At 64.2% G+C, this 25,137-nt stretch carries 23 protein-coding genes; 5 read left to right on the forward strand and 18 right to left on the reverse strand.

Translation table 11 applies throughout. The features are described 5' to 3' along the window. Positions 1-6 precede the first annotated feature (6 nt). The 11 genes from DBW_RS14240 to DBW_RS14290 all read right to left on the reverse strand — a co-directional run bounded on the left by DBW_RS14240 (position 7) and on the right by DBW_RS14290 (position 14,267). A complete protein-coding gene (locus DBW_RS14240; protein WP_197463647.1) occupies positions 7-1,377 on the reverse strand; it encodes a right-handed parallel beta-helix repeat-containing protein in 1,371 nt (456 codons plus the stop codon). After that, complete coding sequence (locus tag DBW_RS14245; RefSeq protein WP_066728240.1) at positions 1,352-2,389, reverse strand: carboxypeptidase-like regulatory domain-containing protein; 1,038 nt, start codon at positions 2,387-2,389, stop codon at positions 1,352-1,354. The genes DBW_RS14240 and DBW_RS14245 overlap by 26 nt, the downstream gene beginning before the upstream one ends. Then, on the reverse strand, positions 2,386-3,573 hold the full coding sequence (locus DBW_RS14250; protein WP_066728242.1) for a right-handed parallel beta-helix repeat-containing protein: 1,188 nt from the start codon (positions 3,571-3,573) through the stop codon (positions 2,386-2,388). Before DBW_RS14250 ends, DBW_RS14245 begins: the two co-directional genes overlap by 4 nt. Further along, positions 3,573-4,646 carry an MSCRAMM family protein gene (locus tag DBW_RS14255; RefSeq protein WP_066728244.1) on the reverse strand — a complete coding sequence of 358 codons (1,074 nt, stop codon included), beginning with the start codon at positions 4,644-4,646 and terminating at the stop codon, positions 3,573-3,575. The genes DBW_RS14250 and DBW_RS14255 overlap by 1 nt, the downstream gene beginning before the upstream one ends. Continuing rightward, positions 4,643-7,090 carry a hypothetical protein gene (locus DBW_RS14260; protein WP_066728246.1) on the reverse strand — a complete coding sequence of 816 codons (2,448 nt, stop codon included), beginning with the start codon at positions 7,088-7,090 and terminating at the stop codon, positions 4,643-4,645. Before DBW_RS14260 ends, DBW_RS14255 begins: the two co-directional genes overlap by 4 nt. Beyond that, complete coding sequence (locus DBW_RS14265; protein ID WP_066728248.1) at positions 7,087-8,940, reverse strand: outer membrane protein assembly factor BamB family protein; 1,854 nt, start codon at positions 8,938-8,940, stop codon at positions 7,087-7,089. Before DBW_RS14265 ends, DBW_RS14260 begins: the two co-directional genes overlap by 4 nt. Further along, positions 8,934-9,995 carry a carboxypeptidase regulatory-like domain-containing protein gene (locus DBW_RS14270; RefSeq protein ID WP_066728250.1) on the reverse strand — a complete coding sequence of 354 codons (1,062 nt, stop codon included), beginning with the start codon at positions 9,993-9,995 and terminating at the stop codon, positions 8,934-8,936. Before DBW_RS14270 ends, DBW_RS14265 begins: the two co-directional genes overlap by 7 nt. A 107-nt stretch (positions 9,996-10,102) precedes the next feature. Continuing rightward, entirely contained in the window at positions 10,103-11,605 is a 1,503-nt protein-coding gene (locus tag DBW_RS14275) for a CRTAC1 family protein (protein WP_066728252.1), read from the reverse strand. 275 nt (positions 11,606-11,880) lie between these two features. Further along, on the reverse strand, positions 11,881-12,837 hold the full coding sequence (locus DBW_RS14280) for a permease (RefSeq protein WP_066728254.1): 957 nt from the start codon (positions 12,835-12,837) through the stop codon (positions 11,881-11,883). Further along, positions 12,837-13,322 carry an FmdE family protein gene (locus tag DBW_RS14285; protein ID WP_066728256.1) on the reverse strand — a complete coding sequence of 162 codons (486 nt, stop codon included), beginning with the start codon at positions 13,320-13,322 and terminating at the stop codon, positions 12,837-12,839. The genes DBW_RS14280 and DBW_RS14285 overlap by 1 nt, the downstream gene beginning before the upstream one ends. Before the next feature lie 63 nt (positions 13,323-13,385). Continuing rightward, positions 13,386-14,267 carry an AAA family ATPase gene (locus DBW_RS14290; protein WP_197463649.1) on the reverse strand — a complete coding sequence of 294 codons (882 nt, stop codon included), beginning with the start codon at positions 14,265-14,267 and terminating at the stop codon, positions 13,386-13,388. Positions 14,268-14,413: 146 nt separating this feature from the next. Here DBW_RS14290 and glpK point away from each other — a divergent pair, with 146 nt between their 5' ends. Then, entirely contained in the window at positions 14,414-15,904 is a 1,491-nt protein-coding gene (gene glpK / locus DBW_RS14295) for a glycerol kinase GlpK (protein ID WP_066728260.1), read from the forward strand. Here glpK and DBW_RS14300 read toward each other — a convergent pair. Further along, on the reverse strand, positions 15,901-16,218 hold the full coding sequence (locus tag DBW_RS14300; protein ID WP_066728262.1) for a hypothetical protein: 318 nt from the start codon (positions 16,216-16,218) through the stop codon (positions 15,901-15,903). The genes glpK and DBW_RS14300 overlap by 4 nt on opposite strands. 199 nt (positions 16,219-16,417) lie before the next feature. Then, on the reverse strand, positions 16,418-16,903 hold the full coding sequence (locus DBW_RS14305) for a ferritin family protein (protein WP_066728264.1): 486 nt from the start codon (positions 16,901-16,903) through the stop codon (positions 16,418-16,420). 276 nt (positions 16,904-17,179) lie between these two features. Here DBW_RS14305 and rsgA point away from each other — a divergent pair, with 276 nt between their 5' ends. Then, the gene (gene rsgA / locus DBW_RS14310; RefSeq protein WP_066728266.1) at positions 17,180-18,247 is read left to right on the forward strand and encodes a ribosome small subunit-dependent GTPase A; all 1,068 of its coding nucleotides are present in this window, start codon (positions 17,180-17,182) and stop codon (positions 18,245-18,247) included. A gap of 71 nt (positions 18,248-18,318) precedes the next feature. On the opposite strand, the gene DBW_RS14315 is transcribed toward rsgA, so the two are convergent. Then, positions 18,319-19,413 carry an NAD(P)H-dependent flavin oxidoreductase gene (locus DBW_RS14315; protein WP_066728268.1) on the reverse strand — a complete coding sequence of 365 codons (1,095 nt, stop codon included), beginning with the start codon at positions 19,411-19,413 and terminating at the stop codon, positions 18,319-18,321. Positions 19,414-19,565: 152 nt separating this feature from the next. On the opposite strand from DBW_RS14315, the gene DBW_RS14320 reads away from it, so the two are divergent. Both DBW_RS14320 and DBW_RS14325 read left to right on the forward strand, forming a co-directional pair. Beyond that, positions 19,566-20,531: a sensor histidine kinase gene (locus DBW_RS14320; protein WP_066728270.1), complete on the forward strand. Its 966-nt coding sequence runs from the start codon at positions 19,566-19,568 to the stop codon at positions 20,529-20,531. Then, complete coding sequence (locus tag DBW_RS14325; RefSeq protein ID WP_066728272.1) at positions 20,528-21,244, forward strand: response regulator transcription factor; 717 nt, start codon at positions 20,528-20,530, stop codon at positions 21,242-21,244. The genes DBW_RS14320 and DBW_RS14325 overlap by 4 nt, the downstream gene beginning before the upstream one ends. Positions 21,245-21,303: 59 nt before the next feature. Here DBW_RS14325 and DBW_RS14330 read toward each other — a convergent pair whose 3' ends face one another. Next, positions 21,304-21,978: an NAD(P)/FAD-dependent oxidoreductase gene (locus tag DBW_RS14330; RefSeq protein ID WP_066728274.1), complete on the reverse strand. Its 675-nt coding sequence runs from the start codon at positions 21,976-21,978 to the stop codon at positions 21,304-21,306. Between the two features lie 89 nt (positions 21,979-22,067). Beyond that, positions 22,068-22,637, reverse strand: a complete 570-nt coding sequence (locus tag DBW_RS14335; protein ID WP_066728276.1) for a rubredoxin-like domain-containing protein — start codon at positions 22,635-22,637, stop codon at positions 22,068-22,070. A 167-nt stretch (positions 22,638-22,804) separates the two neighbouring features. Here DBW_RS14335 and DBW_RS14340 point away from each other — a divergent pair, with 167 nt between their 5' ends. Continuing rightward, a complete protein-coding gene (locus tag DBW_RS14340; RefSeq protein ID WP_066729862.1) occupies positions 22,805-23,791 on the forward strand; it encodes an NAD(P)H-quinone oxidoreductase in 987 nt (328 codons plus the stop codon). Between the two features lie 125 nt (positions 23,792-23,916). Here the strand turns inward: DBW_RS14340 and DBW_RS14345 are convergent, their stop codons facing one another. Continuing rightward, a complete protein-coding gene (locus tag DBW_RS14345) occupies positions 23,917-24,138 on the reverse strand; it encodes a hypothetical protein (protein ID WP_066728278.1) in 222 nt (73 codons plus the stop codon). A gap of 240 nt (positions 24,139-24,378) precedes the next feature. Then, positions 24,379-25,134: an IS21-like element helper ATPase IstB gene (istB, locus tag DBW_RS14350; RefSeq protein ID WP_066723645.1), complete on the reverse strand. Its 756-nt coding sequence runs from the start codon at positions 25,132-25,134 to the stop codon at positions 24,379-24,381. Between the last annotated feature and the right edge of the window lie 3 nt (positions 25,135-25,137).

Below are 25,137 nucleotides of genomic sequence, written 5' to 3' on the forward strand. Positions count from 1 at the left end.
GGTATTTCACCGCCCTGCCTCGACTGGCCCGACTCCGACCACCGGCGCCGTGAGCCAGGGCGCATAGCGGATAATGTCGAGGGTGTAGCTTTCCGGTCCAAAATCTTCGTAGGTCACGGTCGGCAGGTCGTTGCGGTCGTAAAAGATCTTCAGGTTGGCCTCCGTCCCGTCCCGCTCCATGCGGGCGGTATCTTCCCCCCACCAGTTTTCGCTGACATCCACCGTATCCGGGAAGGTGGTCGGAGCTTTCGCCAGCAGGGGATTCTGACTCTTGGCCTGGGCGGACTGCTTGGCCATCAGGCTCTTGGAGCCGGAGCGTTTTTCCCAGTCGGCACTCTGGTAAATCCCGAGCTTTACGGCTACCCGATTACCGAGAAAATTATTGTTCCGGACTTCCGGGTAGGAGGAATAGTCGCAGAAGATGGCGAGTTCGCTCTTCTCGATCCGATTATTGCGGATCACCGGGTTCGACTTGCGATTGTTGTAGATCGCCGTATCGTTTCCCTGAAACAGGTTATGTGAAACCAGCGGGGATCCGAACTGGTCGTTGTGAATTGCCGTTTTGTTGTCGGTGAAGAGATTGTTCTCCACCGCCGGATAGGCAAAGGAAAAATCGACCAGCGCGATTTCATTGCGGGCAAAGGTATTGCCGGAAATTTGCGGGGAATTCTGGGTCTGGTTGCAGTAAATGGCCAGCTTGTTGTCGGTAAAGGTATTGTCCAGCACGCTGTCGTTGTAGCGCTGCAGCAGGGCAATCCCCTGAACATTCCGCTCAAATCGGTTGTTCTGGATGGTCCCCCGGCTGTTGTGGGAGGCCATGATCGCGGACTTGGTCTGGCCGCGGAAGAGATTGCCGCGGATAGTGGCGTTCGATTTCATTTCGTTGGCAACTGCCAGCCCGTTCCCTTCGAAGGTGCAGTTTTCAATCAGCGGATCCGATTCACGTACCAATTGGATCGCCGTTTCACAATTGCGGAAGGTGCAATTGCGTACGCTAAAGTGGGCGGCGATGCTCTTGATGGCGGCCTCGGCACCGCTGAACTCGGCATAGTCGAAGCTGCTCGGCCCGGTCGGTTCAGCCAGATCGATCCCCTGCCATCCGGGAGGGGAGGCAAAGACCACCGGTTGCTGCCGGGTGCCGGCCACCTGAAGCTGTCCCGCCACCGAAATCCAAATCGCGGGGTTGGCGGGGCGGACGACGGTCCCGGCGGCAATAACCAGAGTCGCCCCCGGCTCCACCCGTACCGGGTCGTCGAGGGTGACCTCGCCGTGCCAGCGAACGACGCCTGTCAGCACCTGGGTCGCGGCATCCGCCGGGATTGCCGGCAGCAGGGCCAGCAGGAAGACCAGGCTAGCGAGGCAGAGCATTTTCCACATGAATGATGATCTCCTCTGCGCCCTTTTCTCCATCCAGAGTCAACGAATGGTCAGGGCGCTGTTGGTATTTCCCATAAAGTTCGCCGTCGCTCGCCGGTCCACCGAAGGCTTCCCGGGCAAGCAGGTAGTAGGGACCGGTTCCCGGCAGCGCGAGCTCGAACCGACCGTCCGGCCCGCTCGGGGAGGAAAAATAATCGGGGGTTCCGGTCATCTCCGGCGTGGTGTAGGCAAAGACATGCAGTCCGGCAGCAGGCTTGCCGTCCGGCCCGAGAATTATTCCGCGAGCTCCACGAAAGGGGAGTTTCGGCCCCTCTTCGAGCATGGAGAGGCGGGTGATGGTTTCGAGCTGGATGTCGCGGACCTGACCGGCCTCGACACGCACCGGGTTGCCGTAGTAGGCGTTGAAAAAGTCGCCGGTCTCAATCGGGCCGAAGCGCCCCCCTTTGGCACGCTTGCGGGCCAGCAGCCAATAGTCCCCGGGCGGGAGGCGCAGGCGGAAATGTCCCTTTTCGACAGGCAGGATGGTGTAGCCGGGTCCCTTGAAGCCATCCTCGGGGTCCTTGTAGACATAGAGATAGACCCGCTCCAGAGGCTCCCCCTGGTAGCTGATATCCCCCTCGATGCCGGTATAGGGGGCGTTTTTGGGCGGTGCCTCCCTCGGGATTTTGATCAGGTTGAAGCCGACATTGGTATAGCCCTCGGCGCGCACCTGTACCGGGCTGCCGCTGTAATAGCAGAAATGGTCACCGGGATGGGGTTTGCCGGTGAAATCCCGGGCAGTAAGGAAGTAACTGCCGGGGGGGAGGTCGAGGCGGTAAGTGCCGTCGAGCGCCGTTGCCGCCGCCTGCGCCACCGGCCGGTCGGCCGCCATCTCGTTCAGGCTGCGGTAGGCACGAATCGTGATCCCCGGGACCAGTTCGGTGCGCCAGGCGACCCGCCCCTGGATTCCGGATCCGGCCCAGACCGGGGTTACAATGGCGACCAGCAGCAGTAGTGTCCAAAGCCGGATCATGGTTGCTCCGTCGCCGGTGCGCTGCGCCAGGGGGCAAAGCGGACCAGGTCGAGGGGGTAGTCTTTCCCCCCTTCCGTAAAGGTCGGGGTGTCCCGGCCATCCTGAATGAAGGTGGGATTGCCGTCACTAGCGAGCCGCTGCAGTTCGGCGGTTCCGGCCACTCCCCACCAGTTGTTCCTGGCATCGACCACGCCGTCGAGAGTCCGGGCGCGCCGCTGCTCCTCGCTCACCTCTCCCCGCGGCGCCTGCCCGAAAGCGCCGCGCCCGGCCACCTCGGCGGCCCGGGCTGCACTCCCCTTTTCTGCCTCCCAGCGGGACGATTGGTATTCGAGAAGCAGGGCAGTGGCATTGGCGGAAAAATCGTTGTCATGCAACTGCGGATAGCAGGAATAAGCGAGAGAGACCGCGATGCGGTTCCCCTTCAGTCGATTACCGACCACCTCCGGGTCGGAGCGCCGGTAGAGGCGGATGCCGGTATCGTTGCCGGTCAGGACGTTGCTGACCAGCTGCGGCCGGGCGGCACGGTCCACCAGGATCCCGATGGTATTTCCCTCGAAGCGGTTCCCTTCCACCCGCGGATCGCTGCCGAAATTGGCCACCATCAGGCCGGTCGCATTCATCTCGAAACGGTTCTTGCGAAAGGCGGCAGGGTTGGCGCGGAAGATATAGGCACCGAATTTTCCGTTGCTGCGAAACAGGTTCTCCTCGACTTCCGGCACCGCCTCGTCCTTGATGAAAAGACCGACCTTGCGGTTCCCCTCGAAGCGACAGCCGCTCACCCGTGCCGCGCATTTCTGGCGCAGCTCCATGCCGACCTCGTTGTCGCGCAGCTCCAGCTCTTCAAGGCGCGGACTGCCACCGATCGCCATGATCCCGGTTCTGGCACCACTGATCCGGCAGTTGCGCAGGATTGTGGTCCCGTCGCACCCCTTGAGCATGACCCCCTCCCAGTCCCCGTCGAATACGGCCTGCTCCGCAACCAGCCGGCCGGCGACTTCCAGCCGTCCGCCACGGAAATTCACCCGGGTGCCGGGGGCCAGGATCAGTTCGGCACCAGGCTCGACCCGGACCGTTTCGTCGATTTGCACGCTACCGCTCCAGTGCACCGTGCCGACGAGGCTGCCGGCACGGCCGACTGTCGGAAGCATCAGCAAGGCCAGGGCAATCAACAGAATCCGGCCCATCACCAGACCTCGCGCAGGACCAGAGCACCGAGATCCTGCTCCCGGTCGGCAACGACGTCGACCCCGTGGTCGGGACGACCGTCGAAGGTCCCGACCCACTCCCCGGGCTCGAGGGGGCCGCCGAAAGTGCTGCGGGCGCCGACAAAATAACTGCCACCGCTGCCGAGGTAGAGGTTAAAGCGGCCGTCGCTGCCGGTCGGATCGCTGATATAGGTCGGTTTGCCGATCATGCGACTGTCGAGGTAGGCGAAGACATAGATCCCTTTAAGGGGATGGCCATCCTGGTCAACGGCTTGACCGCTGAGAGCGGTAGCAGTGGCAGCGAATTTCCCGGCGGCGTGACGCTGCCGGAACTGTTCCGCATCGACCGGGGTGAGGGGGAAATCGCCGAGGTCAAGTTCCTGGCCGTGTGCCACACTGACCGGATTGCCGGCGAAACTGCCATTGAGATCGCCGGGACTCGGCTCGCCGAGCCGGGAACCGTCGGCCCGCTTGCGCGCTGCCAGATAATAACGGCCGGCCGGTACCTTGATCTGAAACCGGCCATCGGCCTCCGTCTGCACCGCCTCACCATAGGAGGGGCCCATCAGCCCCGCCGCAGATTCGGTATAGAGATAGACGTAAGCGCGGGCGAGGGGCAAACCGGCAGCCGTAACCCGGCCGCGCAGGACGGTCCCCGGATCAGCAACCAGCGCACCATCGCGGCCCATTTCGCGCAGGCTGAAAGCCGGCACCTGGCGCATCTGGTTTTCGACCTCGAGGGGATTGGCCGGGCATTCGGCCATCAGCATCTGCGGGTGCCCACCCCCCTCCTCCCGTTTCTTGGCGATCACAAAGTAGCGGCCGGTGGGGAGTGAGAGCCGATAACGCCCTGCGTCATCGGTGCTGGCCACGCTGAAGGGGAGAGTGGCACGATCTTTTTCCGCTTTGAGGTAGACCTCGACCTGGGCACCGGCCAGAGGCCGGTCACCGAACAGGATGGTCCCTTCCAGCCCGCTCTCGCCTCCCCTGGGGCAGCCGCTAAGAGACAGAATCAGGAGCAGGCCGATGGCCGCAAAACAGAATCGCTTCATCGAGAAATTCCTCGGCGGATCCTGCCCTCGCTCAGCACCGTCGCCAGCGCTGCCAGGTAGATCAGTTCTCCGCCAAGCAGGGTCAGAGTAAAGCCGAAGTTCATGGCCGCCACGACCGCGAGCAGCGCTCCGAGAACACTGGTGGCACTGTTCACCCCCCAGGCCCAGGGGACGGCTGAACCATCCTGATGAAAGTGCCGCATCCCGAGGGGGAGCGGCATGCCAAGCAAAAGGCCGAGGGGAATGAGAAGCACCCCGGCGAGCAGGCAACGCCCCAGGACCGGGAGCCCCATCAGCGGCTCGAGAAGGGACGGCAGAACGAATATGTAGATATTGAGCAGCAAAACCAGTGCCAACAATACTATCTTCAACGCCCGGCGCTCACGACCCGGCACTACCCGGTCGGCGAGCAGGCTGCCGATGCCCGAGAAAAAGAGGAGGGCGCAGAGGATTACCGCCAGGGAATAAATCGGCGGGCCAAGGAAGAGAATAAAGCGCCGCATCAACCCGATCTCCACCAGCATGAAACCGAGGCCGAGGGCGGCAAAATAGAAGAGTCGTCGCGACGCCCCGGGCATCCGCAGCTGGCTGCGCCGCCATACCAGGAGCGGGAGGAGCAGGAAGAGGGCGACGAAGCCGCTCACCACCAAAAGCAGATTGCGCAGGGTGAGAACCGCACGATCCTCGAACTGACTCTCCTGCGGAAAAGTGAATAACCTTAAGAAATCTATGGGTTTGAACATGTAATAAAAAAAGGGGCGATCATCACTGGTCGGGCGGATATCGAAGGGGAACTCCAGATAAAAGGCCTCACTGCCGCCGGAGGCGATCAGGCGCGGAAAGGGTCCACTACCCTCGCGCTGGTCGGGGAGATAGACCACGCTGAACTCCAGGTCCGCAGCCAGGGTCCGGAGCCGGGCGATCTCGGCGGGGCTGAAGGGGGTGCGCTTGAGCATGAAATTGGCCAGGCCCCGCTCCTTGATCACGGCGATATGCGCCCCCGGGTCCGCCACCCCTGCCGCCTTGAGCTGGTTGAGCCCGAGGGAGACCAGCCGCAGGGTCTCCCGTTCGAAAATGAAGCGGGAAATTGTCAGAATCCCGTCAGGGCGCAGATGCTCCCAGTAATCACGAAAAGCCTCGGCCGTATAAAGATTGTTTTCCGACAGGGTAAAGGCCCCGGCCGCCGGCGCCATGCGACCGAAGACCGCCGAGGCCTGGATAATGTCGTAACGCTGCCGGGAGCGACGGACGAAGCTCCGTCCTTCGTCGACCGCCAGGGTAACTTCCGGCCGTCGGTAAAGGGCCCCGGTGAAGGGGGCGAATTCCTCGTTGACGGCGCGGACGATCAGCGGGTTCACCTCCACCGCGGTGACCTGGGGCGAGCCCATGGCCAGGGCGGTGAGGACGTCCTTGCCGCCACCAGGGCCGATAACAAGAGCGCTCGGCGCTTTTTTGAGCGCATAGGGGAGAGCGATGACGTTGGCGCGGAAAAAGTCGAGGGTGCGCTCCCCTTCCCAGCGGTACATGGTGGTGTAGCCGGTATCGTCGACCACCATGCCGAGTTGCTCGGGAATCTTTCCGCGGTAGGTGCGCGACAATCCCCAGGCCTGGTCCATCTCCTGGCTCTGGGAGGGATAGACCGCCACCCGGGAGAAGGAGTTCCAGGCACTCCAGAGCAGGTTCGGTTCATAGCGGCCACGGGCGAAGCGGATGTCCGCGTAACCGTTGACGACATTGCCGACCCCGGCCAGGGCCAGGATCACCCCGATGACCAGCACGCCCCAGCGCTGCACCGGGGGGGCTTGCGGCGGCAGCAGCAGCCAGGCGGCGAGCAGTCCGAACAGGGCGATGGCGAGAATGGCGGTAATCCCGCCGAGGAGTTTGAGCAGCAGGATGATGAGCAGGCACCCGCTGCCGGCGCCGAGCAGATCCCAGAAGTAAAGGCGATTGATCTGGGGGAGATGCCGGGAAAGGAGCAGGGTCAAAGTCAGCCCGCTGCAGAAGAACGGCAGGGCGGTGAGCAGGTAAAGAACAGCGAGAACGGCGAGGAGGCTGCCGGGAATGCCGCGATCATAAAAGCCTTGCTGGAAGGGCTGGTAGAAGGGTTGATGAAAGAAGGCCAGGACGCGAAAGCCGAACTGGGGTTGCAGCCGGAAGAGGACGAAAAGGGCAAAAAAGAGGGCGACGCTGAGGGCAAAGAGGCCGGCCCAGCGGGCGGTCAGAAGCCCGGTTCGCTCCGGCGGGAACCAGCCGGGACGCAGATAGACGACCAGGGCCGAAACCCCCATGCCGAAGAGGGCCAGGGAGATCGCCATGGAGGCAAAATGGTACCACATGAGGACGGAAAAGATCCGGGTCAGGACCAGTTCATACATCAGGGTTGCCAGGCACAACACAAAGACCCCGGCGTAGATGCGCCGGGTCGGTGGCGAAAGGACCGTCATCGCAACTGCTCCTCACCCCGTCCCCGCAGGGAGAGGGCGTGAACCTGGTGGTCGCGGGACCCGAAGATCAGCCGCCCCCCGACCGGCAGGGGCGTCCCCTGGATTTCGCCACCGACGGCATAGGTCGCCAGACGTTCACCGCTGTCGGCTCCGACCACATGCAGCAGGCCGTTATTGTCCCCGAAGAAGACGCGACCATCCCAGAGTTTCGGCGTGGCGTATATCGGTCCCGCCCCAAAGAGGCGCCAGATGGTGGCCCCGGTGGCCGCGTCGAGCTTCCAGAGCTCGCCGGCGGCGGTCGGCACGAAGAGGGCCCCGGCGGCGTAGACCGGCGCCCCGTAGTAGCAAGGGGCGCCAAGATCGCGCTGCCAGCGCTTGCTCCCATCGGCGGCAAAGGCGACCAGAAGGCCGGCCTTGTCAAGAACAACGGGGCCTTCCGGGGTCAGCGCCGGAGCGGCGAGCAGCGGCGCCGGCAATTGCTGTTGCCAGAGCAGGTTACCGGCGAGGTCGAGAACACTGAGACGACCGCTGCCGCTGGTCTGGAAAATCCGGCTGCCATCGCTGGCCGGGGTCGCGCGCAGTGGCAGACCGGCAAAAAAGCTCCACTGCAACTCTCCGTTCCCGGCGTTGAGCGCATAGAGATTGCCGTTCCAGGCCGGCACCAGGACGAGGTCACCGAGGGGCAGGATACCGCCCTGGCGGTGATCGTCCGCCGGCGAGGGGGGGTAGCCGAAGCGCCAGACCAGGGCGCCGTCCCCGGCAGAGAGGGCGTAGACCTGGCGCCCCCAGCTCTGAAAATAGACCTGTCCGCCGGCCCCCGCCGGTGTTGCGTCAACGACGTCGCCGACCGCCACTTCCCAGCGCACCTCACCCTGCTGGTCGAAAGCCCGGAGCGATCCGTCCCAGGAAGCGGTCAGCACCAGGTCACCGGCGACGGCCGGGCCGGCGTCGACAAAGCCATTGGTCGCAAAGGACCAGGCCGGCGTCAGGCCGGCCAAATCGTCCCGCGGCCCGGTGCCGGTGATCCACGCGGCCGCCGGATCGATCGTGACGACGCCAAGGCCGGGATCGCGCTTCCGGTCGTAGACGGTCGCCGCCGCCGCTTGCGGATCCGCGGTTCCCCACCAGTTGCCGGCAAGCGCTACGTCGCCGCTGAAAAAGTCGCCGAGACGGAAATTCTCGAGGTTGCGATAGAGGTTATTGCGCTGAATCCTCACCGGCCGGTCGGTTTCGAAGAGGAAGATCCCCGAACCGTTGTCGCGGATGATGTTGCCGGACACCTCCACATCGGAGTTGCGGAAATTGATCCCCTTGCCGGAGTTCTTCTCGATCAGGCAGTTGCGAATGGCAAAAGTCCCCTGGCCGAGGCGGCAGCCGTCGATATTGTCATGGATGGTGCAGTCCTCGATCACGCCGCGGGTGAAATGGGCGTGCAGGGTATAGGCCGAATCCCTGATCTCGCAATAGCGCAGTTGCAGGTTGCGGGAGAAGTCGCTGCGGATTTCGAGCCAGTCGCCGGGACGGGGATTGGCGGCGGCGCTGTGAAAACGAATCGGTTCCTCGCGGGTGCCGACGGCGAGCAGTTCTCCCTCCACCACCAGGGTCCCGTCACCGAGACCATCACCGTCGGCATCGCGGCGCACGAAGGCAATATCGGTCCCGGGACGGATCGTCAGGGTCACCCCCTTGTCGACCTTGACGCTGCCGTCGATCACTACCCGGCCGTCCCAGACGGCATCCTTGCGGATCTCCACGTCGCGGAGCAGCCGGGGAGACTGGGCGCCCTTCAAGGCGCAGCCCCAGGGGAGCAGGAACAGCAGCAGTCCAACGCCGAGCCGGGTCGCTACCACATCTCCTCCACCACGATATCGAGCCCGGTCAAGGCGGCCCCTTCGGCCACTTCGAGGAGGTGGTCCGGGTTGCCGTCCCAGGTGCCATAAAGATCGCCGGGTCCCGGTGCTCCGCCGAGGGTATTGCGCGCGGCCAGGTAATAGCTCCCGCCACTCGGAAAGGAGAGGACGTAGGTGCCGTCCGCGGTGGTCGGCGCGGAGACGTAGAGGGGGCGATTGAACATCTGCGGGTCGCTGTACAGGACCGCGCGGACGCCGGCGACGGGCGCTCCCTGGCGGTCGATAATCCGGCCACTAAGGCTGGTCTGGCCGAAGAGGCTCCCCTGCAGGTCGTTCACCTTGTCCGGGACGACCAGCATCGGCACGCTCAGCGGGACCACGGTGGCAGCCCCGACCCGGACCGGGTTACCCGGGAAGTAGCCGGCAAAATCGCCGGCCCGCAGCGGGCCGACGCTGGCGGCACCGCTGCGCTTGCGCGCCAGCACGTAATAGGTCCCGGCCGGCACCGCGACCTCGAAGTAGCCGTCCGCATCGGTCGGTCCACCCATGACGTACCCCATCCCCTTCAGGTCGCTGGTCAGATCGGTATAGACATAGATGATCGCGCCCGCCAGGGGGCGACCGTCCCAGAGGACCTGGCCGGCGATCCCGCTGTCGATAAAGGGGGCGGCGAGAGCTGGCGGCGAGGCGGTCGCCACCAGGCCGATATTGAGATCGGCAAGCCCCTGCTCGGGAACGGTGACCGGGTTGCGCCCGTAATAGGAGAACCACCCCTCTCCGCGCGCCAGGAGGTAGTAGGTCCCGGCCGGCAGCTCCAGTTGGAAGCGGCCATCCTCGGAAGAGGGTGCGGCAGCATAGGGGGCGGGGCCGGACAGGGTTCCGCCGGCGGCGGGATAGGCCGCCACCTCGATCCCCGCTATCGGCTGGCGATGATCACTGACCTTGCCGGTGACGACCGCTGGAGGCGACGACAGGGGGGCGGCCGGCTTGCCAGGAAGGCAACCGGGGAAGAGGAGCAGGAGCGGAATCAACAGGAGCAGAATTCGATTTCCCATGGCAGAACCCCTTAGCACGATGTATTCCAAGCGCCGGTCCGCAGCCGCGACAAAAAAAGAGAGGGCTGCCAGGCAGCCCTCTCCGGTGAGCAGGCAAAGGTTTGCGCTTACTTTTTGACGGCCTGGCTGAGCATATTCGGCTTGGTCAGGGACGGCTCGACGATTTCGAGGGTCTGACCGGTCTTGACCCCGGTCACACGACTCTCCTGGCCGCTCGGAAAGACCGCGACCACATCGTAGGTTTTGGCCGCGTCGAGGCCGAAATGGAGGACCTGGGGCTCCTGGGCGCAGAAGCCGTTGGCGCTGCGCAGTTCGCGCAGGGCGAGAAGGTTTTCCTTGCCGGCGGGGAAGACCTTGACCTTGGAACCGTAGGCATCGCGGTTGGAGAGGGTCCCGGTCAGCTTGACCTTGAGGAAGTTCTTGTCGTCCTGGCTGTTTTTATAGAGCTTGTTGGGCGCCCCCCAGTTGATGACATAGAGATCGAGGTCGCCGTCGTTGTCGATATCAGCAAAGGCGGTTCCCTTGGTACGGACCGTTTCACACTTGAGCACCGGCTGCTGGTCGGCAACATTGGTGAAGTACCCCTTGCCGTCATTCAGGTAGAGCTGGTTGGCGAGCTTGCAGTCCCCTTCGTAGAGATCGAGATCGCCGTCATGATCGATATCGCCAAAGGTCGGGCCCTTGCCCCAGCCTTCGTGGTCGGTTTTGACCTGGCTGCTCGCCTTGGTGAAGTTCCCCTTGCCGTCGTTCAGATAGAGGTTGTTGGGACCGACATAGTTGGAGACGAAGAGATCGAGGGTGCCGTTGTTGTCGATGTCGGCGAAGCTGGCGCCGAGGCCCCAGTTGGCATCGTCCACCCCGGCCTTTTTGGAGATTTCGGTGAAGGTGCCGTTGCCATTGTTGAGATAGAGGCGATTCGGCTCGCCGACCGGGTAGCGGCCGTTGACGACGTAGAGGTCGGGAAAGTTGTCGTTGTTGACATCGGCCCAGACGCCCATCCAGCTCCAGGAACGGTCGCCGACGCCGGCGACGTCGGTGACGTCGCTGAAGGTGCCGTCGCCGTTGTTGCGGAAGAGGATATTCTTGGCACCGACGCCGTAGTTGGCGCAGTAGATGTCGAGGTAGCCGTCGTTGTCGTAGTCGACGAAGGAAGCCCCGTAGGTGAACTCCTTGAGGCCAACGCCGGCCTTGTCGGTGACGTCACTGAAGGTGCCGTCGCAGTTCCCCTTGAAGAGGCGGTTGGCGTCGATTTCGTACTGGCCGCCGGTGGCGAGGTAAAGGTCCTGGCAGCCGTCGTTGTCATAGTCGCCGAAGACGCTCCCCATGGCGAAGCCGGGGTAATCGATCCCCTTGCCGGCGCTGGCGGTAATATCCTTGAAGGTGCCGTCAGCGTTGTTCAGGTAGAGCTTGTTGGCGCCCCCCTTGTTGGAGACATAAAGATCGACGTAACCGTCGTTGTTGATGTCGGCAAACGCCACCCCCTTGCCCAGCCCGTCATCGGCCACGCCGGCGGCGTTCGAAACATCGGAGAACTCCTTGGCGACGGCCGGGCTGACAGCCAGAGCCAGAACAGCGGCGACCAAAACGGCACGCAACGTCAATTTACCCATCATTCCTCTCCTTTTCACCGGTAACCTCGGTCAAACGACCACTGTACGATTCCTGGATATGGGCCGGGGTGGCCACGACCACCACCGGGCTTCTCATTTATAACAACCTGCCGGAGCAAGTCAACAGGCCGGATTGCCGGACCTGGGACTCTCCGCAACAACTACCGCCCTTGTCGGGCAGAGACCAGTATCAGTGAAAGGGGCTGCAAAAAGCGCGCCCACCCCGCCCTGGCGAAGTTCCGTCACCTCCGCTCCCGGCAGACGACAGATGTCCATCAGCTGAGCAGTTGGTAAAGCCAGCCAAGCAGCAGCGACACCGTAAGGCTGACCGCCAGGTAGGTCAGCACCACCCGGCGCCGGAAAATGGCCCACAGGGCGATGATGGCCGGCAGGCTGGAGACCGGTCCGGCCAGCATCAACGTAAAGGCGGCACCGCGATCCATCCCCCGCTCCAGCAGGCCGGCCAGGATCGGAATAATCGGGATCTGGTTGGTCGGCAGGGGAAGACCGACCAGCGCCGCCGCCAGCACCGAGGTGAAGCTGCGCTGCCCGGCGAGGACGGTGATCCAGGAGACCGGCACCACCGTAACCAGGATCGCCTCGAGAAAGATTGCCAGGAGCAAATATTTGCCGACGAAGAGCCCGGCGTCCAGGGTGCGATCGAGGACAAAGCGCAGGCGGCTGGCGCGCGACACGATGGTCATGGTCTTGACCGCGACCCCAGCGGCGGCACCAATTTCGGCAGCGCTCGCCAGGCTGCCGTCGGGCCGGTAGACCGGGCGCAGGCGCAGCTGGTCCCCACCGAGAAAGCCGCTGCCGACCAGCCACTGCACAAGGAAGCCGGCACTGAGGCCGAGCACCGCGGCCCCTCCCAGTTTCAGCAGCGCGAACTCGCTGCCCAGCCCGCGCCAGGTCAGGAGCAGCGCATCCGGACCCATCACCGGCGAGGTGACCAGCAGGGCAATCAGCGGGGCCAGGGGAGTCTGCAACATCGCCAGCGAGATCACCACCGGCAGGATCCCGCAGGCGCAGAGCGGGGAGACCATGCCGACGGCAACGGCGAACACCACGCCCCAGGATCCGGCCCGCCGGATCGAGTCACGAATCCGCAGGTCGAGACGGTACCCCTTGATCAGGCCGACGAGAAGAATTGCCAGGAGGAAAAACCACCACATCCGGGCGACTTCATCGGCCACGACCTGCAGGATCTGGGAGAGGAGCGAGCCGCCCATCAACCTTCCCCTCCGATCTTCAGCAGCGCCCTGTCAGGAAGCGTCCAGAGCTCCTCCAGCACCTCCTGCAGCACCTGGGCACGTTCATCCTCCAGCTGGCGCCGCTCCGCTTCACTCAAGGCCCCGGCGCGCCGCTCCAGCTCGGCATCCAGGCGGCGGTAGCGGCCGGCAATGGCGAGGGCCGCGGGCCGCAGCGAGAGTTCGAGCTCCCAGTCGCGGCTGCGATCGCGCAGGACCAGGGTATGGCGACCGACATCACGGACGGTCAGGGTCCCGGTCGCCACGCTCAGGCCCGTCGCCACGGCGATGCCGTCGACCGCACAGGTGGCGTGGAAAAAGACCCCCCGCAACCCGCTGCTGTGCGGGTCGACGCAGCGCTGCATGGCGGCCCAGCCCAAGCGGCCACCGAGGGTACTCATCGGGCAGCGATGGCCATGGCGCCGGTAGATCTCGTTAAACCATTCGGCGGAAGGCAGAGTTCCCATTATTCGACCAGTCCGGGAGAGGGCCGGGATCAGCACAGCTCCTGAATGAGCTGCGCTGAGGCGTCAGAATTCGTAGTGGTGGGGGCAGTCCGTGTTGCGGATTTCCCAGTACTTTGCCGTCATGTCCGGGGTCAAAAAGGGCCGCACTTCCTTGAGCGCCTTACGGAAATGGGCCATGGTCACCACCGTGCCGTCTTCCTTGATGGCGTTGATCGTCGCCCGCTTGGTCAGGCTTTCGATGTCCCAACCGACGAAGCCCTCGCTCGCCTCGGCAAGTTCCTGGCGGTCGATATCGGCGGCGAGGTTCGGCATCCGGTCGAGGTAGATATCGAGCATGCCGCGTCGATCGGCAGCGTTGGGCGGATGCACGAAGACCTTGCGGTTAAAGCGCTTTTTCTCCTTGATCAGCGCCTGGTCGACGGTATCGATCCGGTAGCAGGAACCGAGCAGCGCCACCCCCTTGACCTGATTGATCCGGTCGACCTGCTCGATAAAGAGGCGGGTCAGGTCGCGGTCGGCAAAGGTCGGCGGCACCGCCCGCAGGTTGCCCGGGCTCCACTGGTAATCGCAGCCGGCCCGCGGCGCCAGCCATTCACAATCGGAGATAAAGAGAACGCAAGGGGCTTCGTGGATCGCCGTGTCGAAGGCCTCGACCAGCTCCTCGTGCTTGCCGAGCATCTCCTGACCGGAGATATAGACAAAGGAGACGCCGGCCTCCCGGGCGCAGGCCTCCGCCAGCATGGTGATGCCGGTTCCCAGAGGTCCCCAGAGCATCACCCCGGCAGGCAGGCCGAGGTTGTGGCTGAGGATCAGTTCCGGCTTGCGGATCGGCAGGCAGACCATCTCCTTGAGGGTTTCCTTGACATCGGCATAGCCACCGATATCGTCCCAGGAGAGTTGCGGGTCCCGGGCCTCATAAAAAATATTGCGAAGTTTCTTGTGCATGGCGATCTTTTCATCCTTTCCCGGCGGCTTCTGAGCGACAGCGCGGCCGGCTCGAAAACCAGCAACAACCATGCCACCTTGACCTCGCGGACAGGGGCCTTATAATGGGGCCAAAGTGCCCCCGTTCTCTAATATCAGAGGTTTGCATGCCCACCTGGATTCTCGCCATCGACCAGGGAACCACCGGCACCACCGCATTGCTGGTCGGCCCGGACCTCGCCGTCGGCGGCCGGGTCAATGTCGAGTTCCCGCAGCACTTCCCCCGCCCCGGCTGGGTCGAGCACGACCCGGAGGAGATCTGGTTTTCGGTGCGCCAGGCGGTGCGCCGACTGCTCGAACAGACCGGGGTTGCGCTGGCATCGATCGCCGCCATCAGCATCACCAACCAGCGGGAAACGACCCTGCTCTGGGAACGCAGCGACGGTCGCCCGGTGGGGCCGGCGATCGTCTGGCAGGACCGGCGCAGCGCGGCGATCTGCCGGGAATTCGATGCCCGTGGGCTGAGCCCGCTGTTGCGCGAGAAGACCGGCCTGGTCTTCGATCCCTACTTCGCCGGCACCAAGCTGACCTGGCGGTTGCGGGAGGAGACCGGCCTGCGCCAGCGCGCCGAGTCCGGAAAGCTCGCCTTCGGCACCGTCGACAGTTTCCTGGTCTGGCGCCTGACCGGCGGCCAAGTCCACGTCACCGACGTCAGCAACGCCTCGCGCACCCTGCTGATGAATCTGAAAAGCCTCGCCTGGGACCGGGAGCTCACCGAGCTGCTCGAAATCCCCCCCGCTCTGCTACCGGAAATCCGCCCTTCCTCCCAGGTCTACGGCACCACCCGCGGCCTCGACTTTCTCCCCGACGGCATCCCGGTCGCCGGCATGGCCGGGGATCAGCAGGCCGCGCTCTTCGGCCAGGCCGGCTTTGCCCCCGGCGAGGTCAAGTGCACCTACGGTACCGGCGCCTTTATCCTCGCCAATACCGGAGCCAGCCCGGTGACCAGCCACAGCGGCCTGTTGACCACCGTCGCCTGGCAGATTGGCGACCGCAGCTGCTATGCCCTCGAAGGGAGCGCCTTTATTGCCGGCGCCGCGGTCCAGTGGCTGCGCGACGGCCTCGGCATCATCCAGCAGGCGGAAGAGGTGGAGGCCCTCGCCGCTTCGGTTCCGGACAGCGGCGGCGTGGTCTTCGTCCCGGCCCTGGCCGGTCTCGGAGCCCCCCACTGGAAGAGCGAGGCGCGCGGCCAGATAACCGGCATCACTCGCGGCACCAGCCGCGCCCACCTGGCCCGGGCCACCCTGGAGGGAATCGCCCTGCAGATTCATGACCTCGTCACCGCCATGGCGAGCGATCGCGGCGAGCCGCTGGTCGCCCTCAAGGTGGATGGCGGCGCCGCCGCCAACAACCTGCTGCTGCAAGTGCAGGCCGACCTGCTGCAGGTGCCGGTCATCCGCCCCCGGATGCTCGAGACGACGGCCCTCGGTTCAGCCATGCTGGCCGGTCTGGCGGTCGGGATCTGGTCGGGAGAGGAGGAACTGGCGGCCTGCTGGCAGGAAGAGCGCCGGTTTTTGCCCAAACTGGACGAAGGGCCGCGGCAGGAACTTCTCGAACGCTGGAAACGGGCGATTGCCCTGACCGGAACGGGAAGCTAGAGATCGTTGAGGAGCCGATAAATCTGCTGTTCCAGCTCCCAGACCGCCGCCCCGGCGTCCTCGGCGCCCCCCTCTTCCAGCAGCAAGCGCGCGCGATCGAGTTGCCCGTGCGCCTTGAGCAGGACCGGGGTCAGATCATTTTCGAGGCGGATGCGGGGGATTTCGCCGACGCTTTCCGCCAGCTCCCGCAGCGTGACCAGGGCCTTCTCCACGTGGACGCTCTCTTTGCCGGTCCCGATCGCCCCTTCGCGCGACTGGTCGAGGAAAAGCCCAACGTTGACAACGATGTCGCGATAGCGCTCCGAAATGCTCATCTCCCGATCCTTCCGCCTGGCAGGCCTGCAATGAACTTCGGTCCCGGTTTCCGGCAGAGGAGCTGGCCGGGAGGGGTGTCGGGTCCAGAAGGGTTTCCATCCTAGCCAATCAGGCGGCTTAACTCAAACGAAAAACCATGCTCCGGCAAATCGCCGCCGACTGCAAGCCCCCGGAAAGCCCCCCACCCCATCGCCTGCCTCAGTGGTAAATTTCCCGCAGGGTGGCGTAGTCCTCCCGAATCACCTCGAGGTGATGGTGGGTCATGTTGGCGTTGGCCAGATAGACCGCCTGCACCTGCGGATTGCCGACCCGTTCCGCCATGGCCCGCAAACGGTCCTCCAGGGCCCGTTCCTGCTCAATCGCCAGGGCGAGGGCCAGCCGTTCGTCAAAACCGCCGAGGATCGCCTGCTGCAGGGCCTGCCACCAGGAGGAAGCGGTGTTCGGCGGGGCCTCGATGATGGTCTCAAAAGGCTCCAGGTCGGGCCAGGCATAGGCCTGATAAAAAGTCCGGGCATGCTCCCTCTCCTCCCCCGCCAGGACCTTGAAGGTCAGGCGGGCCTTCTCGTTGTGCATCTGCTCGGCGGCGTAGCGATAGTAATCCATGGCGTCCTTTTCGGTCTGGATCGCCTCGCGCAATGCTGCCTTCAGTTCCGTTTCGGGGAGAACCCCTTCCTTGCGCCACATCAGAACCCTCCTTTGGCGGACCACCGGAAACCGGCGCCGCACCAGTTCGACAATGGAAGACTATCAGGACCTGCGATTGGATTTCTGCCCCAATCCTGTCCAACCCCAGCGCCGCCGGCCTGACTTTGCCGGATGGGCACGATGAAATCGGCAGCGAATGGAAATTATAATAGCATACCGGTCGCGCAACGGTGGAACTGGTCGCCGGCGCAGAATTCTGCTAGACTCGCCGCCAGGGAACAGCAGGCGGATAGATCCGGAGCTTTGGGAGAATTGATGGAACTCGAACAACTCGGTTGGGACCAGACTTTTGCCGCTGACCTGGCACGCCTCGCGGACCCCCTGCTCGTTCCCGCACGGGTCGCCCGTGCCAGCCGCGATTTCTACACCCTGCTCGGCCATTGCGGTGAGATCGACGCCCGGCTCCCCGGCAAGCTGCGGCGCGAACCACCGGTGGTCGGCGACTGGGTCGCCTGCACGCTGCCGGCCCCCGGACAGTCGGGAGTCATCCGCGCCCTGCTGCCGCGGCGCAGCTGCTTCGCCCGGGTCGCCGCCGGCCGCCGCCAGAGTCGCGGGGGGGCCGAGTTGCAGGTTCTCGCCGCCAACATCGATACGGCATTGATCATCACCGGCCTCGACGGGGACTTCAACCTGCGCCGCCTCGAACGTTACCTGACCCTGGCCTGGGAGAGCGGCGCCAGGCCGGCCATCGTCCTTAACAAGGCCGACCTCTGCGCCATTCCGGAATCGTTCCGCGACCAGGTCGCTGCCATCGCCGGCGAGGTGCCGGTCCACCTGCTGAGCGCCGCCACCGGCAGCGGCCTCGCGGCCCTCGACCCCTACCTCGCGCCTGGCAAGACGGTCGCCCTGCTCGGCTCATCCGGGGTCGGCAAGTCGACCCTGCTCAATCGCCTCGCCGGTCATGCGTTGCAGCCGACCGGCGCCATCAGCGCCAGTGACGGCAAGGGGCGGCATACCACCACCCACCGGGAACTCTTCCTGCTCCCCGGCGGCGGGCTGCTGATCGACAACCCGGGGATGCGCGAACTCCAGCTGTTTGGCGAGGAGACGGTTCTCGCCGATACCTTCGAGGAGATCCACAGCCTGGCGGCCGGCTGTCGCTTCGCCGACTGCCGGCACCAGCAGGAACCGGGGTGCGCGGTCCTGGCGGCGGCTGCCGCCGGCGAACTGGCCCCGCAGCGCCTGGCCAGCTTTCAGCGCCAACAGCAGGAGCTGGAATATCTCAACCGGCGTGCCACCTCCTCGGCGGAGGCGGTGCAGCGGCAGAAATGGCGGGCGATTCACAAGGAGGTCCGCCGTTTTCAGAAACGCCGCGACGACTGATCGCCCTCCCCCCGACGAACAAAAGGCAGGCCCGCGGGCCTGCCTTTTGTTCGTCGCAGAGCAATAGAGTCTCAGCCGTTCACCGCCTGCTCTTCCAAAACGCCATCGGCGAGATCGAAGAGTTCGTCAAAAATCGCCTGCACGGTGGTAATGCGATCAGCCTTCCAGGCATTGGTGCCGCAGAAGACCAGGCCGGTTTCGACATCGCCGCGCTGCGCCCGGTCGAGGGCGTGGACGATGCAGAACCGCTCCTGCCCGGCCTTGTAAGTACATTTGCGCAGGCAGCCGCTGGGGCAGACCAGGTCGAAGTCAAGATCACGCTGGCGGATCGCATCGACATTGGCAACGATGGCGCGGCCAGGCAGCCCCGCCGGGCTCATCACCAGGCCGATATCCTCGGCCCGGCAATCGAGATACATCTGTTTGAAGGCATCGGAAGCATCACACTCCTCGGTGCAGACAAAGCGGCTTGCCATCTGTACCCCGTCCGCCCCCTCTGCCAGGGCATGGAGCAGGTCGGCGCGATCCCAGATACCGCCGGCGGCGATCACCGGGACCTCGACGTTCCAGGCCTCGCGAAAGTAGGCCTTGACGCCACGTACCGTCGCGTACTGGTCGTACTCGCCGCTGCCGATTTTCTCCAGCTTTTCGCCGAGATGCCCCCCCGCGGTATCCGGGTCCTCGACCACGACGGCGTCGGGGAGACGGTTGAACTTGGCCCATTTGCGGGCGATCAGTTCGGCCGCCTTGACCGAAGAGACAATCGGCACCAGGGCGACTTCGGGAAAGTCGGCGGTAATTTCGGGGAGGTTGAGGGGGAGACCGGCGCCGGAGACGATCAGCTTGGCGCCCCCTTCACAGGAAGCACGCACCATCGCCTCATAATTGGTGACGGCGACCATGCAATTGGTGCCGACAATACCGTCCGGGGCAATCTGGTAGGCCTTGGCGATCTCATCCCTGAGTGCTGCCGGGTCCGCGGTGAAAAAATTGCTGCCATCGTAATGGGCACTGTTGAGGCCGATGCCGGCGGTCGCCACCAGGCCGATGCCGCCGCAGCGGGCGACATGTCCGGCGAGGTTGCCGGCGGAGACGCGCACGCCCATGCCACCCTGGATCAGCGGGAAGCGGGAAGTGTATTTGCCGATGGTGAGGGACTTGATCATTGACTGCTCCTTGGGGGGCCGGGCGTTTTGCTACGCCGGTCGACCAACGAGTGCCATTGTAGCAAAAGGACGCTGGACGGATTGTAATAGTTGTGTAAAAGTTACCGAAATTCCTCTTGTTCGGTCCTGTCGGCCCGTGGTAAGGAAGGGACATGCGACGCCTCGGACGCCTGATCAATCCGCTTTTTGCCTTTATTGCCATCCAGCTGATCTGGCTGGTGCTGCTGATTCTCTGGATCGTCTGGTTCGTCGAGAGCCACCAGAAGATCCGCGACCTCGCCGCCAAGTACAGCCCCGAGCTGCTGCAGGGCGGCATCGACTGGTTCATCCTCGTCGAGGGGATCGCGCTGCTGGCGGCAATCCTCGCCGGTGTCTACGTCATCTTCCTCTTCTGGCGACGCCAGGCCTCCCTCTACCGCGCCCAACGCCACTTCATCGCCCAGGTCACCCACGAGCTCAAGTCCCCCCTCGCCTCGCTGCAACTGCACCTCGAAACGATCCGCCGCCGCCAGCCGCCGCCACAGAAGCTGCAGACCTTCGTCGACACCATGCTCGGCGATACCGCCCGGCTCGGTACCCTGATCGACAACCTCCTCTCCGCCAATCGCCTGGAGCAGCGCGACCTGCGCCTCGACCTGCGGCCAGTCGATCTGTCGAAATTCATCGGCAACTACCTGCGCCCCCACAAATACGCGCTCCCCCGAGCCGGCACCATGGAGCTCGACATCGAGCCGGACCTCAAGGCAAATATCGAACCCGAGAGCCTCGAAACAGTGCTGCGCAACCTGCTGGAGAATGCCCTCCTCTATTCCTCCGGGCCACCGCAACTGAACGTCGCCCTCTACCGCGACAAGCAGTGGGCGCACCTCGAATTCAGGGACGCCGGCAAGGGCTTTGACCGGCGTCACCTGAAAAAGGCATTCCAAATGTTCTACCGGATCCGCGCCAGCAACGAATCGATCCGCGGCTCCGGGCTCGGTCTTTTCATCGTCCGCACCGTGGTCCGCCTCCACCGCGGCAAGGTCTGGATCGAAAGCGCCGGCCCCGGCACCGGGGCGACAGTTCATATCCGCCTCCCCCTCTTCACCGGGAAGATCCCGCAGGAGGAGACCGCATGAAGAAACCGAGCGTGCTGCTGGTTGAGGACGAACCGAGTATCGCCCGGGGGCTGATCTTCAACCTCGAAGAGGAAGGCTTCAAGGTGGTGCATGTCACCACCGGCGAGGCGGCGATCGAGAGCCTGGTGCGGGAGGATTTTGCCCTGGTGGTCCTCGACCTGATGCTCCCCGGGATCGACGGCATTCAGGTCTGTCGGCGCCTGCGCCGCATTGACCCGCGCCTGCCGGTGCTGATGCTGACCGCCCGCAGCGAGGAGAAGGACCGTATCACCGGCCTGGCGGCCGGGGCCGACGACTACCTGACCAAGCCCTTTTCCCTCGACGAGTTCCTGCTCCGGGTCAAGGGGATGCTGCGCCGCTCCGCCTGGTATCACCAGGCGAGCCAGGCCACCCACTATACCTTTGGCGGCAACCAGATCGATCTTGAAGAGGGGAGGGCGCTGACCGCCAGCGGCGAGCTGGGGCTGACCGACCTCGAGGTGCGGATGCTGCGCCTCTTCTTTCGCCGCGAGGGGGAAATCCTCTCCCGGGCCGAGCTCCTCGAAGGGGTCTGGGGGATCGCCCCCGACACCGAGACCCGCACCCTCGACAACTTCATCGTCCGCCTGCGCCGCTACTTCGAAGCCGATCCCGGCACCCCCCGCCACTTCATCACCGTGCGCGGCCGCGGCTACCGCTTCATCCGCAATCCCGACACCGCTGGCGACCGCTAAACAAATTGGGGCGCGGCCTGCCGGCTGCGCCCCAATTTCACCTTTTCCTGTGGTCGGCCTTATTCCTCCCACCCCTGCAGCACCTCCTCCCGAAATGCCGCAAACCCCATCTCGTCGATAAACTTGCCGAGCCGGCACTTGCGCTGCTGGACCCGAAACCAGTTGACGACGTGGTCAACGGCGGCAAGAGCGGTTGCATCGTCGGGGAGGTGTTCGAGCAGGCGGTGGGCGAGACGTGGCTGGCTGCCGCCGTTGCCACCGACCATCAGGTGCCACCCCTTGGGCGTGCCGATCAGGCCGACGTCCTTGATGCAGGCCTCGCCACAGTCATTCATGCACCCCGAGACCGCCATCTTGAACTTCCAGGGGAGCTGCATGCCGTGGTAGCGCCGGTCGATCTCCAGCCCGACCCTGGTCGAATCCTGCTGGCCGCGCTTGCAATGGTCGGTACCGGGGCAGACCTTGACCGAACGGACACAAAGGCCGATGGTGGCACCCGGCGCCTCCCCGAGGTCGGCGAGGATCGCATCGAGATCACTTTCGGCAAAGCCGAGCAGGGCGATGCGCTGAGCACTGGTCAGCTTGATCTGGGCGACCTGGTAGCGCTCGGCGACAGCGGCGATGCGGCGCAGGGTGGCGGCGTCGGTCAAGCCGGCGGGAATGTGCGGAGCGACGCCGTAGTGTTCGCGGTCGCGCTGGATGATGGCGCCCTTTTCGGGGATGTCCTGTTTCATGCTGCGGCCTCCGCTTACGGTTGGGGCCGCCATGGTCGGCGCCCGGGTCTTTGTACCCGCACCCCGCCACCAATGTCAAGCGACCGGCGTTAGAGCTGATTGTCCTTCCACTTGAAGGCGAGCTTGCCGCCGTAGTGGCCGAGCAGCGTCACGCAGCCGAGCATGGCGAAGAGAACCACTCCGTAGAGGAGCTGGATCAGCACGCTGGCGTCGGCGAATTCGGGATGGCTGCGGCGCAGCTGGATCGCGCCGAGACCGAGCAGGAAGAGGAGTATCGCGAGCCCGATCTTCTTGTAGAAGATCAGCGCCGGCGTCCCCTTGAAACGCTTGCGCCAGTCGTAGATTCCCGAGGCGAGGGAGATCGGCGCCACGGCGACCACGAGCAGGACCAGGTAGCCGCTCGCCGGTCCGAAATGGGGATTGACGCTGACCAGGGAGAGGAGGAAAAAGAGGAGGGCCACCGGCATCAACCCGTTCGGGAAGTGGGCGGCCACGGCATGCACCACCAGCGTCTCCCAGAGATCGCGCAGCAGGTTGAATTTCTCCTGTTCGAGGGGGATGAACTCGCTGCGGTCAGCGCCGCAGCGCGGGCAGCTTTCCGGGGGTTCCGGCCCTTCGTGCAGGTAGCCGCAGACGGTGCATTTCCATTGACGGGGCATGAATCCTCCAGAGCGGGAAGAGTGAATATCGGCCCATTCTAGCCGCCATGCCCCGCCGCGGCAAGCATGGAAACCGAGAAAGCGGTTGAATCAGGCGGCGAATGTCCTATAATCGACACCACCGTTTGCCAACGCAAGCTGTCATTCCCTGTTTAGGAGAGATCATGATGAAAGCAGTTCTGCTCGACGGCTTCGGCGGCCTGGATGTCCTCAAGGTCGGCGAGGTCGCTACCCCGAAACCGAAAGAGGGCGAAGTCCTGATCGAGGTCGTCGCCACCTCCATCAACCGTCCCGACCTGGTGCAGCGCGAAGGGAAATACCCGCCGCCGCCGGGCGATTCGGAGATCCTCGGCCTCGAGGTCGCCGGCATCATCGCCGAGCTCGGCGCCGGCGTCAACGGCTGGAAGGTTGGCGACAAGGTGATGACCCTGGTCGGTGGCGGCGGCTACGCCGAATACGCCGTCGCCTACGCCAGCCACCTGATGCGCATCCCCGAAAGTATGTCCTTCGAGGAGGCGGCCTGCGTCTGCGAATCGTACATCACCGCCTTCTTGAACGTCTTCATGATCGGCGAATTGAAAGACGGCCAGACCGCGATCTTCCACGGCGGCGGCGGCGGCGTCAACACCGCCGCGCTGCAGCTCGCCAGGGCCCTCACCCCGAGCGTGAAGAAGATCGTCACCGCCAACCCGGGCAAGATGGAACGGGTCAAAAACCTCGGCGCCGACCTGGTGATCGACTACACCACCACCCCCGACTTCACCGAGGCGGTGAAGGAGTTCACCAGCAAGAAGGGGGTCGACCTGATCCTCGACCACGTCGGCGCCAAGTATCTCGCGCCGAACATGAACTCGCTGGGCTACAAAGGGAAACTGGTGATCATCGGCGTCATCTCCGGCATCAAGGCCGAACTCAACCTCGCCCTGATGATGGTCAAGCGCCAGCAGATCATCGGCTCGGTGCTGCGCTCCCGCCCGGTACCGGAAAAGGCCGAGATCGTCGCCGAGTTCACCAGGCGCGCCCTCCCCAAGTTCGCCGACCGCTCCATCGTCCCGATCATCGAGCGGGTCTTTACCATCGACGAGGTGGTCGAAGCGCACCGGATGATGGAAGAGGACTCCCACTTCGGCAAGATCGTACTGAAGATCCGTTAAAGGGAATAGAAAATCCGCAACGCAAGAAGCCGCCTCGCGAGGGGCGGCTTCTTGCGTTCAATTGTGACAGTCCTGAACAGGGGGCTACTTTTCTGCGAAGTCAGCCTTGTCCCCTTCCGGCCTATCTAATCACGCACCTTGTAGACGGGGTGGGCCTCGGTATCGGCGCGGTGGGCTGACAGTTCTGCGGCTACCTTCCTGAGTAAATAGGCAGTCTGGTCATGCTTCTCGTTCGACTCCTCCCGGAATTCGTGCAACTCGGCCCGCAAGGCGGAGTGCCCCTCAAGCACAAGCTCGAATTTTCCACGGATGTCTTCCAGCAATATTTCCACGTGTTCCTTCTCCATGCATCCCCCTCCTTCCATGATAAGAATGGCACCCAAAGGATAGGTGAGTCAGGGAACGAGGTCAATGCAAAAGGGGTCGCTCCACCAGGCAGGGACGACTATTTTTCAGGTCTGGTCTTCGGGAATGCCTAATAACTGCGGATTCCGATGAAAGTTGCCAGCCGTTCCAGCGCAAAGTTGCCACTCGTTCCAAGGCAAAGTTGCCAGTGATCGGAGCGTAGCGACGCTGGAGTTTTTGTCTTACGCCAAGTTGCCGATCGGGTCAAGCTGGGATCGCCGTTTGCGCATCGATTCTCCTTTCAAGGTGAGCCGGTAGGCGTTGTGGATGAGGCGGTCGAGGATGGCGTCGGCGACCGTCGGATCCCCGAGGTAGTCGTGCCAGGCTTCGACCGGAAGCTGGCTGGTGATCAGGGTCGAACGCAGATTGTGGCGGTCCTCGAGGATTTCGAGCAGATCGCGGCAACCGGCGGCGGTCATGGGGGCGAGCCCCCAATCGTCGAGGACGAGCAGTTGAGTCTTGGCGACTCTATCCATCATCTTGGGGTAGCGGCCGTCGGCCCGCGCGAGGGCCAGTTCCTCCAGGAAGCGGGGCAGGCGCAGGTAGAGGGTCTTGCAGCCGAGGCGGCAGGCCTTGTGAGCCAAGGCGCAGGCGAGGTAGCTCTTGCCGACGCCGGTGGGGCCGGTGATGAGAATGTTGTGGCCCTTGGCGAGGTAGCGACCGCCGGCCAGCGCCAGCACGAGGTCGCGGTCGAGTCCCCGGGGTGCCCTCCAGTCGAGGTCCTCGATGCAGGCGCTCTGACGCAGCCGGGCCGTGCGCAGGCGAGTGGTGAGCCGGCGGCTGTCGCGCTCGGTCTGCTCGCGGTCGACCAGCAGGCCGAGGCGCTCCTCGAAGCTCAAGGCATCGGCGGTCTCGCTAAGGCGCTGTTCCTGAAGGGCCTTGAGCATGCCGGTCAGCTTGAGGGCGCGCAGTTTGTCGTCGGTGGGGTGGCTGAGCATGGT

The organism is Desulfuromonas sp. DDH964 (assembly GCF_001611275.1).
Classification (GTDB): domain Bacteria; phylum Desulfobacterota; class Desulfuromonadia; order Desulfuromonadales; family DDH964; genus DDH964.